The organism is Nonomuraea montanisoli (genome assembly GCF_013363975.1).
Taxonomy (GTDB): domain Bacteria; phylum Actinomycetota; class Actinomycetes; order Streptosporangiales; family Streptosporangiaceae; genus Nonomuraea; species Nonomuraea montanisoli.
The window spans coordinates 223,047-242,739 of sequence record NZ_JABWGN010000010.1 but is presented as its reverse complement, the minus strand read 5'-3'; the positions used below and the strand labels follow the sequence as shown (position 1 = coordinate 242,739).

At 72.1% G+C, this 19,693-nt stretch carries 15 protein-coding genes; 8 read left to right on the top strand and 7 right to left on the bottom strand.

All coding sequences use genetic code 11. From position 1 onward, the window contains the following. Nucleotides 1-132: 132 nt before the first annotated feature. From HTZ77_RS26505 to HTZ77_RS26495, 3 genes are read right to left on the bottom strand one after another with little or no spacing between them, the layout of a single operon-like run. The gene (locus HTZ77_RS26505) at nucleotides 133-1,653 is read right to left on the bottom strand and encodes a tripartite tricarboxylate transporter permease (RefSeq protein WP_175592396.1); all 1,521 of its coding nucleotides are present in this window, start codon (nucleotides 1,651-1,653) and stop codon (nucleotides 133-135) included. Beyond that, complete coding sequence (locus HTZ77_RS26500; protein ID WP_175592395.1) at nucleotides 1,654-2,199, bottom strand: tripartite tricarboxylate transporter TctB family protein; 546 nt, start codon at nucleotides 2,197-2,199, stop codon at nucleotides 1,654-1,656. It abuts the gene before it with no gap. Beyond that, nucleotides 2,199-3,179, bottom strand: a complete 981-nt coding sequence (locus HTZ77_RS26495) for a Bug family tripartite tricarboxylate transporter substrate binding protein (protein ID WP_175592394.1) — start codon at nucleotides 3,177-3,179, stop codon at nucleotides 2,199-2,201. Before HTZ77_RS26495 ends, HTZ77_RS26500 begins: the two co-directional genes overlap by 1 nt. Before the next feature lie 134 nt (nucleotides 3,180-3,313). On the opposite strand from HTZ77_RS26495, the gene HTZ77_RS26490 reads away from it, so the two are divergent. The 3 genes from HTZ77_RS26490 (at nucleotide 3,314) to HTZ77_RS26480 (ending at nucleotide 7,791) form a co-directional block, all read left to right on the top strand. Next, nucleotides 3,314-4,912, top strand: a complete 1,599-nt coding sequence (locus tag HTZ77_RS26490) for an ATP-binding protein (RefSeq protein WP_175592393.1) — start codon at nucleotides 3,314-3,316, stop codon at nucleotides 4,910-4,912. Beyond that, nucleotides 4,909-5,634: a response regulator gene (locus tag HTZ77_RS26485; RefSeq protein WP_175592392.1), complete on the top strand. Its 726-nt coding sequence runs from the start codon at nucleotides 4,909-4,911 to the stop codon at nucleotides 5,632-5,634. The genes HTZ77_RS26490 and HTZ77_RS26485 overlap by 4 nt, the downstream gene beginning before the upstream one ends. Before the next feature lie 93 nt (nucleotides 5,635-5,727). Further along, complete coding sequence (locus HTZ77_RS26480) at nucleotides 5,728-7,791, top strand: VanW family protein (protein ID WP_175592391.1); 2,064 nt, start codon at nucleotides 5,728-5,730, stop codon at nucleotides 7,789-7,791. A 23-nt stretch (nucleotides 7,792-7,814) separates the two neighbouring features. Here the strand turns inward: HTZ77_RS26480 and HTZ77_RS26475 are convergent, their stop codons facing one another. Further along, a complete protein-coding gene (locus HTZ77_RS26475) occupies nucleotides 7,815-8,945 on the bottom strand; it encodes a PQQ-dependent sugar dehydrogenase (protein ID WP_175592390.1) in 1,131 nt (376 codons plus the stop codon). 38 nt (nucleotides 8,946-8,983) lie between these two features. Here HTZ77_RS26475 and HTZ77_RS26470 point away from each other — a divergent pair, with 38 nt between their 5' ends. From HTZ77_RS26470 to ilvC, 5 genes are all read left to right on the top strand, one after another. Further along, nucleotides 8,984-9,904 carry a 2-hydroxyacid dehydrogenase gene (locus HTZ77_RS26470; protein ID WP_175592389.1) on the top strand — a complete coding sequence of 307 codons (921 nt, stop codon included), beginning with the start codon at nucleotides 8,984-8,986 and terminating at the stop codon, nucleotides 9,902-9,904. A 223-nt stretch (nucleotides 9,905-10,127) separates the two neighbouring features. Next, on the top strand, nucleotides 10,128-12,800 hold the full coding sequence (locus HTZ77_RS26465; RefSeq protein WP_328808776.1) for a putative bifunctional diguanylate cyclase/phosphodiesterase: 2,673 nt from the start codon (nucleotides 10,128-10,130) through the stop codon (nucleotides 12,798-12,800). A 208-nt stretch (nucleotides 12,801-13,008) separates the two neighbouring features. Then, nucleotides 13,009-14,748: an acetolactate synthase large subunit gene (locus HTZ77_RS26460; protein ID WP_175592388.1), complete on the top strand. Its 1,740-nt coding sequence runs from the start codon at nucleotides 13,009-13,011 to the stop codon at nucleotides 14,746-14,748. After that, nucleotides 14,741-15,265, top strand: a complete 525-nt coding sequence (gene ilvN / locus HTZ77_RS26455; protein WP_175592387.1) for an acetolactate synthase small subunit — start codon at nucleotides 14,741-14,743, stop codon at nucleotides 15,263-15,265. The genes HTZ77_RS26460 and ilvN overlap by 8 nt, the downstream gene beginning before the upstream one ends. Nucleotides 15,266-15,288: 23 nt before the next feature. Next, nucleotides 15,289-16,272 (top strand): ketol-acid reductoisomerase, encoded by a 984-nt coding sequence (ilvC, locus tag HTZ77_RS26450; RefSeq protein ID WP_328808791.1) that lies wholly within the window; start codon nucleotides 15,289-15,291, stop codon nucleotides 16,270-16,272. 104 nt (nucleotides 16,273-16,376) lie between these two features. On the opposite strand, the gene HTZ77_RS26445 is transcribed toward ilvC, so the two are convergent. The 3 genes from HTZ77_RS26445 to sigJ form a co-directional block, all read right to left on the bottom strand. Further along, nucleotides 16,377-17,312, bottom strand: a complete 936-nt coding sequence (locus tag HTZ77_RS26445; RefSeq protein ID WP_175592385.1) for an adenosine deaminase — start codon at nucleotides 17,310-17,312, stop codon at nucleotides 16,377-16,379. A gap of 706 nt (nucleotides 17,313-18,018) precedes the next feature. Next, nucleotides 18,019-18,432, bottom strand: coding sequence for a hypothetical protein (locus HTZ77_RS26440; RefSeq protein WP_175592384.1), 414 nt, complete (start codon nucleotides 18,430-18,432; stop codon nucleotides 18,019-18,021). Nucleotides 18,433-18,620: 188 nt separating this feature from the next. Further along, on the bottom strand, nucleotides 18,621-19,550 hold the full coding sequence (gene sigJ / locus HTZ77_RS26435; RefSeq protein WP_175592383.1) for an RNA polymerase sigma factor SigJ: 930 nt from the start codon (nucleotides 19,548-19,550) through the stop codon (nucleotides 18,621-18,623). Nucleotides 19,551-19,693 lie beyond the last annotated feature (143 nt).

Sequence of the window (19,693 nt, the reverse complement as noted above, 5' to 3'; positions counted from 1 at the left end):
GTGCGAAAGGCCCCGCCGGCGGATGATCGGCGGGGCCTTGGCACATCCCTGGACGCTCCCTTGAAGCACTGATCGCAGTGCCCCGGAGACGGCGCGTCAATCCTCGACCGCGTGATCTTCCGCGGCCCGGCGTCAGTCCTCCTCGTGGATCACGGTCGGCGCGAGTTCCCTGCGCACGGCCAGCTTGCGCACCAGCGGCGTGAGCAGCGCCCCCAGCGCGAGCAGCAGCAGCACCACGGCGACCGGGCTCTTGACCAGCACCGTCACGTCGCCGGCGCCGATGGCCAGGGCCCGGCGGAGCTGGATCTCGGCCATCGGGCCGAGGATCATGCCGATGACGGCCGGGGCGACGGGCAGCCCGAAGCGGCGCATCGCGAACCCGAGCAGGCCGAGCACGTACAGCACGACCAGGTCCACCACGGTCCCGTTCAGCGCGTAGACGCCGAGGGCGGCGAACACCACGATCCCGGCGTACAGGTAGGGCCGGGGGATGCGCAGCACCCGCGCCCACAGCGGGGCGAGCGGCAGGTTGAGCACCAGCAGCATCGTGTTGCCGATGAACAGCGACGCGATCATGCCCCACACCAGCGCCGGGTTGTGGTCGAACAACTGCGGTCCGGGCTGCAGGCCGTACTGCTGGAAGGCGGCCAGCAGGATGGCGGCGGTCGCGGACGTGGGCAGGCCCAGCGTCAGCAGCGGCACGAGCGTGCCCGCGGCGGAGGCGTTGTTGGCCGCCTCCGGCCCCGCCACGCCCTCGATGGCGCCCTTGCCGTACTCCTCGCGGGCCGTGCCGCGGGCCAGGCGCTTCTCGGCGGCGTACGACAGGAAGGTGGGGATCTCGGCGCCGCCGCCCGGCAGCGCGCCGAACGGGAAGCCGAGCGCGGTGCCGCGCAGCCACGGCTTCCACGAGCGGGCCCAGTCGGAGCGGCCCATCCAGGCCCGGCCCACGGGCACCACCTCGGGCGTGGAGTGGCGCAGCCGGGAGGCCACGTACAGCGCCTCGCCGAGCGCGAACAGCCCGACCGCGACGATCACCACGTCGATGCCGTCGAGGAGCTGCGGGATGCCCATGGTCAGGCGCGCCTGCCCGGTCTGCTGGTCGATGCCGATGAGCCCGATGACCAGGCCGAGCCCGAGCGAGGCGAGACCGCGCACGAGCGAGCGCGACAGCACGGCCGACACGGCGGTGAAGGCGAGGATCGCCAGCGCGAAGTAGTCCTCCGGCCCGAACGAGATCGCGAAGGCCACCACCGCCGGGGCGGCGACGACGAGCAGCGCGGTCGCGATCGTGCCGGCCACGAACGAGCCGATGGCGGCCGTGGCCAGGGCCTGGGCGGCCCGGCCGCGCCGGGCCATCTTGTTGCCCTCCAGCGCGGTGATCATCGACGACGACTCACCGGGCGTGTTGAGCAGGATCGACGTGGTCGAGCCGCCGTACATGCCGCCGTAGTAGATGCCGGCGAACATGATGAACGCGCTCGCGGGCGGCACCGTGAACGTGATCGGCAGCAGCAGCGCCACGGTCATGGCCGGGCCGATGCCGGGCAGGACGCCGACGAGCGTGCCGAGCGTGACGCCGACCAGTGCGTACAGGAGGTTGACGGGGGTCAGCGCGGCGCCGAACCCGTCGATCAGGAGCTGGAGCGAGTCCACCTACAGCACCCCCCTCAGCCAGCCGGCCGGCAGCGTCACGCCCAGCCCCTTGACGAACAGCAGGTACGTCACGAGCCCCAGGACCACCCCGACGACGGCCGCGCGCACCTTGTGCCCGGCGCCGAGGACCACGGACAGCCCGAAGAACAGCAGGGCCGAGCCGATGATCCAGCCGACGACGTTGAGCACGGTGACGAACGCCAGGAAGATCCCGCTCACCAGGGCGACGCTGCGCCAGTCGGCGGGGGCGCCGGCGTCGACGTCCTCGCTCTCCTCCGGGTCGCCCTGGCCGCCGCGCAGCACGTCGATCACGTAGAACACGCCCACGACGATCATCGCGCCGCCGACCAGGGTGGGGAAGAACCGCGGGCCGATGCCGAGCTGGGAGGCCGCCGCCGACACGTTGAGCGTGCCGACGATGACGAGCACGCCCAGCGCCAGCACCACGAGGGCGAGCACCAGCTCGGGCCGCCACCAGTGGCGCGGTGCCTGCCCGGTCGGGGGCTCCCCCGAGGGGGCGCGCACGGGTGTGTCTGGGGAGGACATCAGGACACGAGCCCCATCTCGGCGATGATGCCCTTGACCCGGGCCTGCTCGGAGGTGAGGTAGTCGGCGAACTGCTGGCCGGTCTGGAAGGAGTCGATCCAGCCGTTCTTGGCGACGGCGTCCTTCCACGGCTGTGAGTCGTGCATCTTGGTGACCAGGTCGGTCAGGGCCTTCTTGTCGCCCTCGCTGATCCCGCCGGGGGCCACCATGCCGCGCCAGTTGGCCAGCTCGACGTCCAGGCCGCCCTCCTTGAGGGTGGGTGCGTCGAGGCCGGAGATCCGCTGCGCCGAGGTGACACCCAGGGCGCGCAGTTTGCCGGACTTGACGTGCTCGGCGAACTCGCCGACACCCGAGACGCCGATCGTGACCTTGCCGCCGAGCAGCGCGTTGAGCGCCTCGCCGCCGCCGGAGTGGGCGATGTAGTTGACCTTCTTGGGGTCGACGCCCGCGGCCTTGGCCATGAGACCGGCCACGATGTGGTCGGTGCCGCCCGCCGAGCCGCCGGCGACGGACACCTTGGCCGGGTCCGCCTTCCAGGCCGCGACCAGGTCGGAGAGCTGCTTGAGCGGGGAGTCGGCCGGGACCACGACGATCTCGTACTCCTCGGTCAGCTTGGCGATGGGCGTGGTCTCGGCGAGGGTGACCTTGGACTTGTTCTGCTCGATCGCGCCGAGCATGACCAGGCCCATGGTCATCAGTAGGTTGCCGTTGCCCTTCTCACCGGCGAGCTGGGACAGGCCGATGGTGCCGCCCGCTCCGGGGACGTTGTAGACCTCGACCCTGCGCTTGGGGTCGGCGGCCTTGAGCGCCTGCTCGGCCACGCGCGAGGTCTGGTCCCAGCCGCCGCCGGGCGAGGCCGGCGCCATGATCCGCAGCGTGCCGGCGGCGCCCGATGTGCCGCCGCCACCGGCGTTCTCGCCGCAGCCGGTCAGCGCGGCGATCGAGATCGCCGCGAGGGCGGCGAGTATACGCATCCGCATGAGAACTCCAAGGGGGGATTTCACGGTATGAAACCTGGATGGTGAAGTCCGTCCCGCGAGGAGTCGAGCTTTATCTGATAGTAGTCATTTAGGTCTTTTTGGTCGCTACCCCGCTGTGACCTGCGGATGTTTCCATGAGTTGGGTGAGACGAGTACGCGACGCGTCCCTCGGGACGCAGCTCTTCGTGCTCCAGATGGTGATCGTGCTGCTCGCCGTCGGGGGCACCGCCGGCGTGTGGGCCGAGCACACGCGCGACCAGCTCGACGCGCTGCACGAGCAGCGGGCCCTGGCCATCGCCCAGTCCGTCGCCGCGCTCCCGCAGGTGCGTGACGCGTTCGACCTGAAGAACCCCGAGACGGTGCTCCAGCCGCTCGCGGTGAGCGTCCAGCACTCCACCCGCGCCGACTACGTGGTGATCGCCAACCGCGAGCAGACCCGCTACGCCCACCCCAACACCGCGCTGATCGGCCGCAAGCTGTCCACCGACGGCACCACCGTGCTGAACACCGGCCGGAGCTGGGTCGGCACCGAGACCGGCACCATCGGCACCACCGTGCGCGGCAAGGCGCCCGTCTTCGACGAGTACGGCGAGGTCATCGGCCTGGTGTCGGTCGGCGTGCTGCAGACCACGGTCACCGGCCAGCTCGCGGACGCGCTGCCGCCGCTGCTGTGGACCGCGCTGGCCGTCCTGGTGTCGGGGCTCGCCGCCGCCGCGCTGATCACCGCGCGGGTGCGCAGGCAGACGTTCGGGCTGGAGCCGCGCGAGATCGCCGCGCTGCTGGAGCAGCGCGAGGGCGTCCTGCACGGCGTGAAGGAGGGCGTGCTCGCCCTCGACCTCGGGGGCAGGGTGACGCTGGTCAACGACGCCGCCCGCGAGCTGCTCGACCTCGCGGGTGACGACCTGGTGGGGGAGGACCTGACCCGGCTGCCGGTCTCCGGCCGCATGCGCGACGTGCTCGGCGGCGCCGACCCGGGCGAGGACCGGATCGTGCTGCACGGCGACCGCGTGCTGGTGCTCAACCGCACCCCCGTGTCCGTACGGGGCCAGCACCGCGGCTGGGTGGTGACCCTGCGCGACCGCACCGAGCTGGTACGCCTGGCCCGCGAGCTGGACGACGCCAGCAGCGCGACCGACGCGCTGCGGGCCCAGGCGCACGAGTTCGCCAACCGCATGCACACGGTCGTCGGGCTGCTGGAGCTGGGGGAGCACGAGTCGGCGATCGGCTTCATCACCCGCGGCACCGGCACCGCGTACGCCGCCGACCTGCGCGAACGGGTCCAGGAGCCGACGCTCGCGGCGCTGCTGCTGGCCAAGTCCGCCGAGGCGGCCGAGCGCGGCGCCCGGCTGGTCCTGGCCGACGACTCCGCCGTGCCGGAGGGCTCGCTCGGCGACCCGGGCGACGCCGTCCTCGTGGTCGGCAACCTGGTGGCCAACGCGATCGACGCGCTGGACGGCGCGCCCGGCACGATCGAGGTGTCCGTACGGGCCGACGCGGACGGCCTGCGGGTGCGGGTGGGTGACTCCGGGCCCGGCATCGCGCCGGACCTGGTGGAGGAGGTGTTCCGGGAGGGGTTCACCACCAAGGCCGCCCAGTCGGGGCCGCGCGGGCTCGGCCTGGCGCTGACCCGGCAGGCGTGCCTGCGCCGGGGCGGCTGGGTCAAGGTGCGCAACGACCGGGGCGCGGTCTTCACGGCCCTGCTGCCGCCCCCGGTCGAGGCGGTGGCCCGATGACCCGGGACCGCTCCGGAGACCTCCATGAAGACGCTCCGGGCGCACCCGTCGGTGAGGAGCGGGCAGAGATCCGGGTGCTCGTCGTGGACGACGACTTCATGGTGGCGCGCATCCACAGCGGGTACGTGGCCCGCGTCCCCGGCTTCCGGGTGGTCGCGACGGCGCACACCGGGGCCGACGCGCTCGCCGAGGCGGCCCGGCACCGGCCGGACCTCGTCCTGCTCGACATCTACCTGCCCGACATGTCGGGTCTCGACGTGCTCAAGGACCTGCGCGACACCGACGCCCTGGTGATCAGCGCGGCTCGCGACGTGCCCACGGTCCGGGAGTCCATGCGGCGCGGCGCCGTCAACTACCTGATCAAGCCGTTCACCGCCGACGCCCTGGCCGAGCGGCTCCGGCAGTACGCCGAGACCAGGAGGCGGCTCACCTCCATCGGCCCCGAGGCCCGGCAGGACGACGTGGACCGGCTCTTCGGCACGCCCTCCTCGGCCGCCGCCCTGCCCAAGGGCCTGTCGCCGGCCACCTGCGCGCTGGTCGCCGAGACGCTGCGCGAGGCGGGCGGCGACCTGTCGGCGGCGGAGACGGCCGAGCTGGCCGGGCTGTCGCGGGTCAGCGCCCGCCGGTACCTGGAGTACCTGTGCGTGGAGGGCCGGGCCGAGCTGAGGCCCAGGTACGGCACCGCGGGCCGTCCCGAACATCGCTACCAGTGGAGAGGTTGACACCCATCCGTAGCCGTATTCCGTGACATATCCAGATGCTCGTGCCTTACTGTTGCCTGAAGATGTGGCAGCGTAGCGGGAGGAGTTTGAGGCGTGCGTAACGCCGGGCCGATCGACTCGCCGACAGACCCCTTCTCCTCGGTGCCCCTGCCCAGCTCGGGCACCACGAGCAGGAGGCCGCGGATCGAGGGCCTGCCTCCCGGCGTGTCACCCGACATCTTCGGCCCCCCGGCGCAGCAGCCGCGCCCCGCGCCGCCTCCCGGCCAGGACGGCCCCGCGAACGGCTCCCGGAACGACGGGCCCCCGGACGGCGCCGCGGACGGCCCCGGCCCCGGCAAGAGCGCGCTGCCCCCGATGGCGGCCCCCGTGCAGCCATGGCCGGTGAGCCGGTCCCGGGCCGAGACCTCGCGCGCCGGCACCTTCGGCCTGCCCGAGCAGCCGAGCCCGTCGCCCGTCTTCCTCGACCCCGAGCCCTCCCGCCGCGGCCGCCTGCTGCCCGCCGTGCTGCTGGTCGTCGTGGTGCTGGCCGTGCTCGCGTACCTGGTGCCGGCCGTGCTGATGTCGGGCTCGGTGTTACGCGGCACCCGCGTCGGCGGCGTGGACATCGGCGGCCTGACCGTCACCCAGGCGGCCGACAAGCTCCGCGACGAGCTGGCCGTCAAGCTCAACAAGCCCGTCACGGTGGACATCGGCGGCCAGAAGGAGATCATCCAGGCCGAGGACGCCGGGCTGGAGCTCGACGTGGTCGGCACGATCGGCCAGGCCCGCAGCGGCTTCCCCGGCCCCATGGAGGTGTGGCGCGGGCTGACCGGCCCCACCGACCTGGAGCCGAAGGTCACCATCGACCTCTCCCAGCTCACCCGGACCGTCGAGGGCCTCGCCGAGAGCCACGACAAGGTCCCGCGCGAGGGCAAGGTGGCCTTCCAGGGGCTGCGGCCGGTCGTGACCGAGCCGCGCGACGGCGTGCTGCTCGACCGCGACGACGCGGTCCGCGCCATCGACGCGGCCTTCCGCGGCGGCCGCGACTCGGTCATCCTCACCCTGCGGCCCGCCAAGCCCGAAAGCACCTCCGCAACCGTCGCCAAGGCCAAGGCCCTGGCCGAGCGGGCCGTCGCGGCCCCCATCACGCTGGCGCTCGGCGGCAAGCAGACCCAGGTCCCGCCCGCCACGATCGCCGCCAACCTCACCTTCACCGCCGGCGAGGACGGCGAGGACGGCGAGCTCGTGCCGCACTTCGACGCCGAGAAGGCCCTGGCCACGGTGGAGGGCGGCCTCATCGACGAGGCGCAGGCCCCCCGCGACGCCACGTACGACATCGTCAACGGCAAGCCCGTCCTCGTCCCCGCCCGCACCGGCCGGGGCGTGGACCCCGAGCGGCTCGCCGCCGACGTGGCCGAGGTGGTCGCCGGGCAGGGCAGCCGCGTCATCCCGGTGAAGCTGGCCACGGTCAAGCCGGCGGTCGCGACCAGCGCGGTGAGCGGCCTCGGCATCAAGGAGAACGTGGGCGAGTTCACCACCACGTTCGAGTGCTGCCAGCCCCGCGCCACCAACATCCAGCGCATGGCCGCCGACCTCGACGGCGTCGTGGTGCGGCCGGGCCGGACGTTCTCCCTGAACGACGCCACCGGCGAGCGCACCCGCGAGGGCGGCTACGTGGAGGCCGGGCAGATCGTCGGCGGCCGGCTCGTCACCATCGTCGGCGGCGGCGTCTCCCAGTTCGCCACCACCCTCTACAACGCGGCGTACTTCGCCGGGTTCGAGGAGGTCGAGCGCACGCCGATGGACTACTACGCCGTCCGCTACCCGGCCGGCCGCGACGCGGGGCTCCTCTACCCCGACCGCGACCTGAAGTGGCGCAACGACTCCGACTACGGGGTGCTCGTCAAGACCGCCACCACCGGCACGTCGGTGACGGTCACGCTGTGGAGCACCCGGCGCTACGACAAGGTCCAGGCGGTCGAGTCGGAGAAGCGGGACTTCACCGCGTTCCGCACCCAGACCAGCAGCGACCCGGGGTGCGTGCCCGCCGGCGGGGTGCAGGGCTTCACGATCGACGTCACCCGGGTGTTCGTCAACGACGGCAAAGAGGTCAAGCGCGACCGCAAGCAGACCACCAAGTACCGCCCCCAGGCCCAGGTGGTCTGCGCCGCCGAATAGCCGCTACCTGCCGCTACCTGCCGCTACGGGGTGCGCAGGGGCACCGACAGGATGCGGTCGTCGCCGTCGCGGGGCGAGCCGCGCCCGTCCCTGTTGCTGGTCGACACCCACAGCGTCCCGTCGGGCGCCGCCACCACGCCGCGCAGCCGGCCGTAGACGTCCGTGAAGCGGGCCACCGGACGACCCACCTGCCCGCTCGCGTCCAGCGGGATCTGCCAGAGCCGCCGGCCGCGCAGCGCCCCCATCCACAGCGACCCGCCCGCGTAGGCCAGGCCCGACGGCGACGCCTCGGCGGTGCGCCAGGTCAGCACGGGGTTGGTGAAGCGCGGGTCGTCGCCGCGGCCCTCGACCTCCGGCCAGCCGTAGTTGGCGCCCGGCTTGATGAGGTTGAGCTCGTCGAAGGCGTTCTGGCCGAACTCCGAGGCGTACAGGTGGCCGGACGGGTCCCAGGCCAGGCCCTGCACGTTGCGGTGGCCGAGGCTGTACACGAGCGTGCCGAACGGGTTGCCGGGCGCGGGGGCGCCGTCCGTGGTCATGCGCAGGATCTTGCCGCCCAGGGAGTCGCGCCGCTGGGCGAGCTGGTCGTCGCCGGTCTCGCCCGTGGTGGCGTACAGGTAGCCGTCGGGGCCGAACGCGAGCCGGCCGCCGTCGTGGATGCCGCCCTTGGGGATGCCGCGCACGATCACCCTGGGCGCGCCCAGCCGGCCGCCGGCGAAGGGATACCGCACGATCCGGTTGTCCTCGGCGGCCGTGAAGGAGAGGAACACCTGCTCGCCCTTCACCGCCACGCCCATCAGCCCGCCCTCGCCGTGGGGCTCCACGCCCTCGACGGTGGCCACCTCGGTGACGCGCCCCCGGGGCGTGACCCGCAGCAGCCGCGCCGTGTCGCGCTCGGTCACCAGGGCGTCGCCGCCCGGCAGGAACGCCATCGCCCAGGGCACCGCCAGGTCCCGCGCCACGGTGCGCGGTTCGCCCGGCTGCGCGATGTCGCGCGGAGGGGAGCCCTTGCCCGGATCGTCCGCCGTCGTCGAGGGCGGATCCACGGGGGGCGGAGCCGTCGCGGCCTCGCCGCTCGCCGTTCCGCCCGTGGCCGAGCACGCCCCCACGGCCACCGCCAGCCCCGCCACCAGAAGGATCTTCCTGAGCTTCCTCATATGGTTCATACTTCCCCCCAGGTCGTAAGGTTCTCGGCATGAGGATCTGGGTTCCTTCCGACGCGGTGGCCGATGTCCTGTCCGACCTCCCCGGCGTGGAGTGCGCGGTCTACGACGGCTCCGGGCCCCTGCCCGAGGGGGTCGAGGAGGTCGAGGTCTGGATCCCGCCGCTCGTCACGGTGCCCGACGTGCCGGGCGTCCTGTCCCGGATGACCTCCCTGCGCCTGCTGCAGACGGTGACGGCCGGCGTGGAGCCGTACCGGCCGTACGTGCCGGAGGGCGCGGTGCTGTGCAACGCCCGCGGCGTCCACGACGCGGGCACGGCCGAGTGGGCGGTCGGCGCCATGATCGCGGTGCTGCGGGAGTTCCCCGGGTTCGTGGACGCGCAGCGGCGCGGCGAGTGGACCTACCACCACACCGGCGTCCTGGCCGACGCCACCGTGCTGATCGTCGGCTACGGGTCCATCGGCGCGGCGCTGGAGCGGCGTCTCGACGGCTTCGAGGTCGAGGTCGTCCGGGTGGCGCGCTCGGCCCGCGACGGCGAGCGCGGCCGGGTCCACGGCATGGACGAGCTGCCCGCGCTGCTGCCCGAGGCCGACGTCGTGGTCCTGCTCGTGCCCGCGACGGCCGACACGGCCGGCATGGCGGACGCGGCGTTCCTGTCCCGGATGAAGGACGGCGCCGTGCTGGTCAACGCCGCCCGCGGCGGGATCGTGGACACCGACGCGCTGGTCGCCGAGCTGAAGACCGGGCGGCTGCGCGCCGCCCTCGACGTGACCGCGCCGGAGCCGCTGCCCGCCGGGCATCCGCTGTGGAGCGCCCCCGGCGTGCTGATCACGCCGCACGTCGCCGGCAGCACCCCCGCCTCCGGCCGGCGGCTGCTGCGGCTGCTGCGCTCGCAGCTCCTTCGCCACCTCGCGGGAGAGCCGCTCAACAACGTCATCACGGACGCGTACTGATCCGCTGAGCGGGCATAGGCCGACAGGCAGCGGCGACGCGTACTGAGAGGATTCCGGAAAGTGGCTGCACCGTGACCTTCGGTGCGTACGGTTGCTTCTACCAACGATTCCTGACTCACTGTCAAGATAGTTCTCGGAGCAGATTGGTCCGCGCGGTTATCAGATCGGTGACGACATAGGCGTTGTCACCACCCCGACCCGCGCGAGCGCACACACTGGCGATGTGGCCGACGGCCTTCGGCGGTCACTGAGCGAGTTCGAGACGGGATGGGCGACGACTGTGATCCGCTGGCGTGATCCACGTGCACCGCTGACCGCCGCCGCGGCGACCGGTGTGGCTGGGTTCGCGGCTGCGCTCCTCGTGGGCGGTCAGACCTCGGTCACCGGCGCGGTCGCCGGCGTCCTCGCGGCGTTGCTCGCCGCCGTCTCCCTGCTCACCACCTCCGCGCGGCTGGGCGACCACCGCGCGACGGCGACGGGCACCCGCTGGATGGGCGGCGGCGCCGTCGTCTGGGCCGGCGGCGTGGCCCTGCGGCCGGTCGCCGAGAACACCGGCCTCATGGTGAGCTTCGCCGACCTGCTCGTCCTGGTCGGCACCGTCCTGCTGGCCGGCGGCGCGCTCATCGCGAGCGGCCGCTCCCTGTCGGGCACCGCCGTTTTACGGCTCGTCACCGACTCCTACCTGTGCGCGGTCTCGCTGTTCCTGGTCGGCTGGGTCGTCGCGCTGCGCAGGGTGTACGAGCAGGCCGACCCCGCGACGTTCACCTTCACCATGCTCCCGCCGATGCTGGCGCTGCTCGTGACCTGCGCGGCGGTGCCGTCGGCCGTCAGGGGACGCGCGGCGCCCCCGGCCGCGGCCGGGGTGGGGGTGCTGGCCACCACCACGGTCGCCGGGATCGCCGAGGCCGTCGCGCGGCTGACCGACGCCGTGCCGCCCGTGTGGAGCGTCATGCTCGCGCCGATGGCGTTCCTGCTGCTGGCCGCCGTGCCGTGGGCCGTGCGCGAGTCCGGACCGCCGCCCGGCGGCAGGCCCGTCGGCAACCTGATCGCGCTCGTGCCGCTGGTGCTCGTGGGCGTGGCCACCGTCACGCTGCTCGTCCACCTGGCGGGCATGCGCGCGTTCCAGCCGGTGACCGGCGTGGTGCTGCTCGCGGGCTCGGCGGTGCTGCTGCTGCTGTTCCGGGTGTTCGTGCTGTCGGGCGCCAACGCCCGGCTGCGCCGCCTGGCCGCGCTCGGCGACCGGCAGTTGCGCGAGCTGGCCGAGAGCACCGGCGACGTGGTCCTGCTCTGCGACTACGAGGGCATCGTGCGCGAGATCGGCGCCGGCGTCGAGGTCACCTACGGCTACCGCCCCGACGAGCTGGTGGGCGGCACGATCTTCGAGTACATCCACCCCGAGGACGTCCCCGGCATCCAGGCGGCGCTGCGCGCGATGGGCTTCGAGGACGACGGCGGCAGCCCCGGCGCCTGCATGATCGCCTGCCGGGTGCGGGCCGCCGACGGCACCTGGCGGCCCACCGAGTCGGTCGCCACCCGCCACGTGGGCGGCGAGGACCTGCTGCTCGTCACCACCCGCGACGTGAGCGACGAGGAGGCCCTGCGCAACCAGGTCGCGCACCTGACCTTCCACGACGGCGTCACCGGCCTGCCCAACCGCGCCTACTTCGAGGAGCGCACCCGCGAGGTGCTCTCCGGCCGCGCCGGCCACGTCGCGGTCATCTTCCTCGACCTCGACGGGTTCACCTCGGTCAACGACTCCGTGGGCCACGCCAGCGGCGACTACCTGCTCGGGCAGGCCGCCCGCCGGCTGCGCGGCGCCGTGCGGGCCGACGACACGCTCGCCCGGTGGGGCGGCGACGAGTTCGCGGTGCTCGTGGAGACCGGGGGAGAGGCGCAGATCGCCGTCGACATGGCCGAGCGGCTGCTGCGGGCGGTCTCGCAGGAGCCGTTCCGGGTGGCCGACCGCGACGTGGCGCTGACCGCCAGCGTGGGCGTCGCCTTCGCCGAGGACGAGATGCCCGCGGGCGACCTCATCCGCAACGCCGACGTGGCCATGGCCCGGGCCAAGGAGCTGGGCGGGCGCCGGGTCGAGGTGTTCGCCGCGCAGATGCACGCCGACGTGGTGCGCCGGCTGGAGCTGGCCGCCGACCTGCAGCGGGCGCTGATCGAGCAGCAGTTCGCCATCGAGTACCAGCCGGTCGTGGATCTGGCCACCTCCCGGGTGACCGCCGTCGAGGCGCTGGTGCGCTGGTGGCGCGGCTCGGTGTTCGTGCCGCCGGAGCAGTTCCTCGGCCCGGCCGAGGACACCGGGCTGATCGTGCCGCTGAGCGAGTGGATCCTGCGCGAGGCGTGCCGCGAGGTGGCCGCCTGGCGCGCCTCCTCCTGGGACATCGGCCTGTCGGTCAACCTGTCGGCCCGGCAGATCACCGCCCCGCGCTTCGTCGAGACGGTCGAGGAGGCGCTGAGCGAGAGCGGGCTGCCCGCCTCGGCGCTCACCCTGGAAGTGATCGAGGAGATGCTCGTCGAGGACGCCGAGGAGACCATCCGGCGCCTGTCGGAGCTGCGCGCCCTCGGTGTACGGCTGGCGATCGACGACTTCGGCACCGGGTACGCCTCGCTGGCGTTCCTGCGGCAGCTCCCGGTGGACATGATCAAGATAGACCCGTCGTTCGTGTCCGGGCTGGGCCGCGACGACACCCTCACCCTGCTCACCCGGACCATCGTCCGGCTCGGCCACGACCTCGGTCTCATCGTGGTGGCCGAGGGGATCGAGCGGCCGGAGCAGCTCGAACTGCTCCGTGAGATGGGCTGCACCCGAGGTCAGGGTTTCCTCGTGGCCAGGCCGATGGCGGCCCGCGGAGTGGACTCGCTGATGAGGACCAGTCTCACGGTGTGAGACACGCGTCCCATCAAGTTGACACCCACCCGCGGCGAGGGACTATGGTGAGGCCATGCTTCGCATGCAGATCCTCGTAGTACTTCGCCGGCGCGCAGGCCGATAGCGAAGCACTTCGACCTGCGCGCCGCCCCTTGGTCCCGCCTTCCCGGTGGGGCAGGGGCATTTTTTATGTCCTCACGAGACAGCCACGCAAGGAAACGAGCCGATGACCGAACGGATGACAGGTGCACAGGCCCTCGTCAGGGCTCTGGAGCACGTCGGAGTCGACACCGTGTTCGGGATCCCGGGCGGCGCCATCCTCCCGGCCTACGATCCCCTCTACGACTCGACCAAGGTCCGGCACGTGCTCGTACGGCACGAGCAGGGCGCGGGCCATGCGGCCGAGGGCTACGCCCAGGCGACCGGGCGGGTCGGCGTCTGCATGGCGACCAGCGGCCCCGGCGCCACCAACCTGGTGACGCCGCTGGCCGACGCCTACATGGACTCCGTGCCGATCGTGGCGATCACGGGCCAGGTGGCCAGCAAGGCGATCGGCACCGACGCCTTCCAGGAAGCCGACATCTCCGGCATCACCATGCCGATCACCAAGCACAACTTCCTGGTCACCGACCCCGCCGACATCGCCCGCACGATCATGGAGGCGTTCCACATCGCCTCCACCGGCCGCCCCGGCCCCGTGCTCGTGGACATCTCCAAGGACGCCCTCCAGGCCGAGACGACCTTCTCCTGGCCGCCGGTCATGCAGCTGCCGGGCTACCGTCCTGTCACCCGCCCCCACTCCAAGCAGATCCGCGAGGCCGCCAAGCTGATCGCCGAGGCGCGGCGCCCGGTCCTGTACGTCGGCGGCGGCGTCAACAGGGCGGGCGCGGCCCCCGAGCTGCGCCGGCTGGCCGAGCTGACCCAGATCCCCGTGGTCACCACGCTGATGGCGCGCGGCACGTTCCCCGACAGCCACCCGCAGCACCTCGGCATGCCCGGCATGCACGGCACCGTGGCCGCGGTCGGCGCGCTGCAGAAGTCCGACCTGATCATCGGCCTGGGCGTGCGCTTCGACGACCGGGTGACCGGCGACCTGGAGACGTTCGCGCCGTACGCGAAGGTGGTCCACGCCGACATCGACCCGGCCGAGATCTCCAAGAACCGCCACGCCGACGTGCCGATCGTGGGCGACTGCAAGGAGGTCCTCGGCGACCTCATCGCCGTCATCGAGGGCTCCGACCAGCGGGGCGACTACGCCGCCTGGTGGACGCTGCTCAACGGCTACAAGGAGACCTACCCGCTGGGCTACGACGACTACGAGGACGGCTCGCTGGCCCCGCAGTACGTCATCGAGCGGCTGGGCGCGATCGTCGGGCCCGACGCCTTCTACGTGGCGGGCGTCGGCCAGCACCAGATGTGGGCCTCGCAGTTCGTCAAGTACGAGCGGCCGGGGGCGTTCATCAACTCGGGCGGCGCCGGCACCATGGGCTTCGCGGTCCCGGCGGCGATGGGCGCCAAGATGGGCAGGCCCGAGTCCACGGTGTGGGCCATCGACGGCGACGGCTGCTTCCAGATGACCAACCAGGAGCTCGCCACCTGCGCCCTGGAGGGCGTGCCGGTCAAGATCGCCGTCATCAACAACGGCAACCTGGGCATGGTCCGCCAGTGGCAGACGCTGTTCTACGACCAGCGTTACTCCAACACCGACCTGCAGTCCGTGCGCCGGATCCCCGACTTCGTCAAGCTGGCGGAGGCCTATGGTTGTGTGGGACTGCGGTGCGAGCGTCCGGAGGACGTCGACGCCATCATCGAGAAGGCCATGGAGATCAACGACGTGCCCGTCGTGATCGACTTCGTCGTCCACGCGGACGCGATGGTGTGGCCGATGGTGGCGGCGGGCACCAGCAACGACGACATCAAGATCGCCCGTGACATGGCGCCGACGTGGGAGAACGAGGATGAGTAGGCACACGTTGTCCGTGCTTGTGGAGAACAAGCCCGGTGTGCTCGCCAGGGTGTCCGCGCTGTTCAGCCGGCGGGGTTTCAACATCGACTCGCTGGCGGTCGGGCAGACCGAGCACGACGACATCTCCCGCATGACCATCGTGGTCAACGTCGAGGAGCTGCCGCTGGAGCAGGTCACCAAGCAGCTCAACAAGCTGGTGAACGTCCTCAAGATCGTCGAGCTCGACCCGGCGCAGTGCGTCCAGCGCGAACTGATGCTGATCAAGGTCAAGGCCGACGCCGAGAACCGTTCCAGCGTGCTGGAGCTCGTCCAGCTCTTCCGCGCCCGCTGCGTCGACGTGGCGGCCGACGCGGTGACCATCGAGGTCACCGGCACCACCGACAAGCTCGACGCCTTCGTGAAGGTGCTCGAGCCGTTCGGGATCAAGGAGCTCGTCCAGTCGGGCATGGTGGCCATCGGCCGCGGCGCCCGTTCCATCACCGACCGGTCCCTCAGGGCACTGGACCGTACCGCCTGAAAGGTTTTATGCAAGTGACCGAGATCTTCTACGACGACCAGGCCGACCTGTCGATCATCCAGGGGCGTCACGTGGCCGTGCTGGGGTACGGCAGCCAGGGCCACGCCCACGCGCTCTCCCTGCGTGACTCCGGCGTCGACGTGCGCGTCGGTCTTCCCGAGGGCTCCAAGAGCCGCGAGAAGGCGGAGAACGACGGCCTGCGCGTCCTCACCCCGTCGGAGGCGGTCGAGGAGGCCAACCTCACGATGATCCTGGCGCCGGACCACATCCAGCGCCACCTGTACGCCGAGCACGTCGCGCCCAACCTCGTCGAGGGTGACGCGCTGTTCTTCGGCCACGGCCTCAACATCCGCTACGGCCTCATCGAGGCGCCCGAGGGCGTCGACGTCTGCATGGTGGCCCCGAAGGGCCCCGGCCACCTCGTGCGCCGCCAGTTCGAGGCCGGCCGCGGCGTTCCGTGTCTCGTCGCCGTCGAGAAGGACGCCTCCGGCAAGGCGCTCGACCTCGCCCTGTCGTACGCCAAGGGCATCGGCGGCACCCGCGCCGGCGCGCTCAAGACGACCTTCACCGAGGAGACCGAGACCGACCTGTTCGGCGAGCAGGCCGTGCTGTGCGGCGGCGTGTCCGAGCTGATCAAGGCGGGCTTCGAGACCCTGATCGAGGCCGGCTACCAGCCGGAGGTCGCCTACTTCGAGTGCCTGCACGAGATGAAGCTCATCGTCGACCTCATGTACGAGGGCGGCATCTCCAAGATGTACTGGTCGGTGTCCGACACCGCCGAGTACGGCGGCTACACCCGCGGCCCGCGCGTCATCACCGACGAGACCCGTCAGGAGATGCGCCGCATCCTCGGGGAGATCCAGGACGGCACGTTCGCCCGGCAGCTCGTCGAGGAGTTCGACGGCGGCCAGAAGGAGTTCCAGCGCCACCGCGACGAGCTCGCGGACAACCCGATCGAGAAGACGGGCGCCAAGCTGCGCCCGATGATGAGCTGGCTGAAGGCCTAGCCCGCCGCCCGCCGGCGCGGGCCCCGCACGGGGTCCCGCGCCGGCGGACCCGCGTCCTCAGGCCGAGGGCCGGCGGACCCGCGTCCTCAGGGCGATCCGCGTTCTCAGGGTGAGGCGTCCACCGGCACGAACGACGCCTCGAACGAGTTGCGGGCGATCCGGTCGAGCTGCTCGTCCGTCATGCCCAGCTCGTCGCGCAGCGCCCGGTAGTTGTCCTCCACGTACCCGCCGAAATAGGCCGGGTCGTCGGAGTTGACCGTCACCATCAGCCCCTCGTCCAGCATCGCGGGCAGGATGTGGTCGCGCAGCGTGGGCACGACCCGCAGCCGCACGTTCGACAGCGGGCACACCGTCAGCGGGATCCGCTCCTCGCGCAGCCGCGCCACGAGCTCGGGGTCCTCCATCGAGCGGATGCCGTGGTCGACCCGCTCGACCTTGAGCACGTCCAGCGCCTCCCACACGTAGTCCGGGCCGCCCTCCTCACCGGCGTGGGCGACGCGCCGCAGCCCCTCGCCGGCGGCGATGTCGAACACCCGCCGGAACAGCGACGGCGGGTGCCCCACCTCCGCCGAGTCCAGCCCCACGCCGATGAACTGCTCGCGGAACGGCAGGGTCGCGCGCAGCACGGCCTCGGCCTCCTCGGCGCCCCGGTCGCGCAGGAAGCACAGGATGAGCGCGGACGACACCGGGCTGTCGCCGAGGGCCGCGCTCAGCCCGGAGAAGACCGCCTCCAGCGGGACGCCGCGCGTCAGGTGCGCCTGCGGGTCGAAGAAGATCTCCGCGTGGCGCACGCCCTGCTCCTCGGCGCGGCGCAGGTAGGCGGCGGCGAGGTCGTGGAAGTCCTGCTCGGTGCGGAGCACGGCCATGTTGTCGTAGTAGATGTCCAGGAACGACTGGAGGTCGGCGAAGTCGTAGCGGGCCCGGATCTCCTCGGTGTCGAAGGTGGGCAGCTCGACCCCGTTGCGCCGGGCGAGCTCGACGACGAGCTCCGGTTCGAGAGTGCCTTCGATGTGCAGGTGGAGTTCCGCTTTGGGCCGCATGGGACCGAGTAAACCGGACCGGGGGCCGCTGCGATATCGTGCGAACCTCCGAACTGTTGCCCTCTGACCTGCCCTAACATCAAATTTGGGGAATTCGGGGTGTTGCCGAACGCTCCCCAAGGCTCAAGGCTCCAAGGGCAAGGTCCTCGCGAAGGGGGCGCGCTTCGCGCGATTCGACGCTCAGGCGTGCTCCCCAGGGGGCTTCGCCCCCTTCGACCCCCAGGCGGTGGCCTGCCGGCCCCCGCACCCCCGCGACCCCGGCCGCTTACCGGAACCCCGACTCGGAGCGCACGGCGCATCCGGCCGGGAGGCCCATTCCGACACCCGAAGTGCCGAGCGGGCTTGGGGAGCAGTGCGGGGAACCCGTGGAAGGTGCATGGCCCATGGGTCGTGGTCCAGTCGGGCATCGACGGCCAGTCGGTCGCCGAGTACCTCTTCGGGGCGTCTTCGGGGCGTCGAGGGGCGGGAAGATCCGCCGAGAACCGTCGTCCTGTTTCGACGGTCGGCGTCCAGCGGGTGGTCAGGAGGTGTGATGAGGCTCAGGCATGGTGACGGTCGAGGTGTGCGGCGGAGCGGCCTCACCGGACGTGGATGAGTCGTCCGGGCGCGGCCGGCGGTGTCATCGGGAGACCGTGTCACGGTGTCATCGGGAGACCGTGCCATCGGTGGACGGTGCAGCGGGGGACCGTGTCATCGGTGGACGGTGTCAGCGGTGACGGGCGGCGGGACGGCGGACCGGGCACGGGTGCGCCGTGTGCCGGTTCGGGCAGCAGATCATGGCGATGCTCGCGAACCGCCCACCAGTCAGCCACTCGCCCCACACCACGTCCACCCCGCGCGGCAGCGCGTCGGCCGCACCGTCGAGCCGCGCCCGCAGCCCCACCCGGTCCGGCCGGGGGAGGGACCGCTCGACCCGGCGGTACTGGGCCGACAGCCACTCCAGCGCCGGGCCGGGCTCGTCGAAGGTGGCGGCGACGCGGGACGGGGGCCGGGCGAGCCAGTCTCCGGTCAGCATGGGCGGCAGGTCCGACGCGCCGAACTCGGGTGAGCCGGGCCGCCGTTCCTCCTCGCGTTCGCGGTCCTCGCCGTTGCCGATCCAGACATAGGCATGCCAGTGCACCGGCCACCCCCAACGGTCATGGCTCCCACCAGGGGTCATTCCCGTCCGGGCCGCTGATGTCCCATCTCTCCGATCTCTCCGAGGGACCGGCTCTGTCCGAGGGGCCGGCCGGACGATCGGCGAGGGGGCGCCGCTGATCGTGTGAGGCCCTTCCCGCGCAACCGCTCGGGCGCCACCCGCCGGTCCCGCTACGGCCTCACCGTCCACGACCGGAGCTTGTCGGGGTTGCGTACCACCCAGATGCGCGTGATCTGATCGCCTGCGATGTCGAACGCGTACACCGACACGGTGACGCCGTCCTGCTGGGCGATCAGGCCGGCCCGGCCGTTGACCGTACGCTCCAGGATCGTCAGGTCGCGGAACCTGTCCGCGAGATGGACCAGCGAGCGCACGATCCGCTCGACGCCGACGATCGGGTGGAGCACGGTCCCGACGACGCCGCCGCCGTCGGCGATCGCCGTGACGTCAGGGTCGAGGAGCCCGATGAGGGCGTTGATGTCATGGGCTTCCCAGGCCCGCTTGAAGTCCCTGACGATGCCGGCCTGCCGGGACGCCGGAGCCGCGGGAGCCCGCGACTCGCGCACACGGCGGCGGGCCGAGGAGGCGAGCTGGCGACATGCCTCCGGGGAACGGCCGACGATCTCGGCCACCTCGGCGAAGGAGTAGCGGAAGACGTCGTGCAGGATGAACGCGACGCGCTCGGCCGGGGTCATCGCGTCGAGCACGACGAGGAAGGCCATGTTGACCGACTCGTCGAGGGTGACGCGGTCGGCCGGGTCGACGCCGGGCCGCCCGGTGATCCACTCCGTCGGGTCGGGCAGCGGCTCGGGGATCCACGGGCCCACGTAGGTCTCCCGCCGGGCCCGTGCCGAGGAGAGCACGTTGAGGCATATGCGGCTGGCGACCTTGGTCAGCCAGGCGCCGGGAGACACGATGGCCTCCTGCTCCTGCGGCGACATGGCGTACCAGCGGACGTAGGTCTCCTGGACGACATCCTCGGCCTCGGCCAGGGAGCCGAGGAGCCGGTAGGCGAGATTGATGAGCTGGCGCCGCTCGCTCATGATCACGTTCAGCGCGGGATCGAGCGGGCCGCCTCCCGGCTCGGACTGCGTCGTCATGGTGTCGTCGACTCCCTCGGTCGTGTCGGCTCTCCCCCCTCCGACAAGACAGTGCGGCGAACTGTGAGGTCGACGCTTCGCCTCACATTCGGCGGTGCTGTCTTGTCGGATACGCGAGACACCGTCCAGCACGCAGGCAGCCA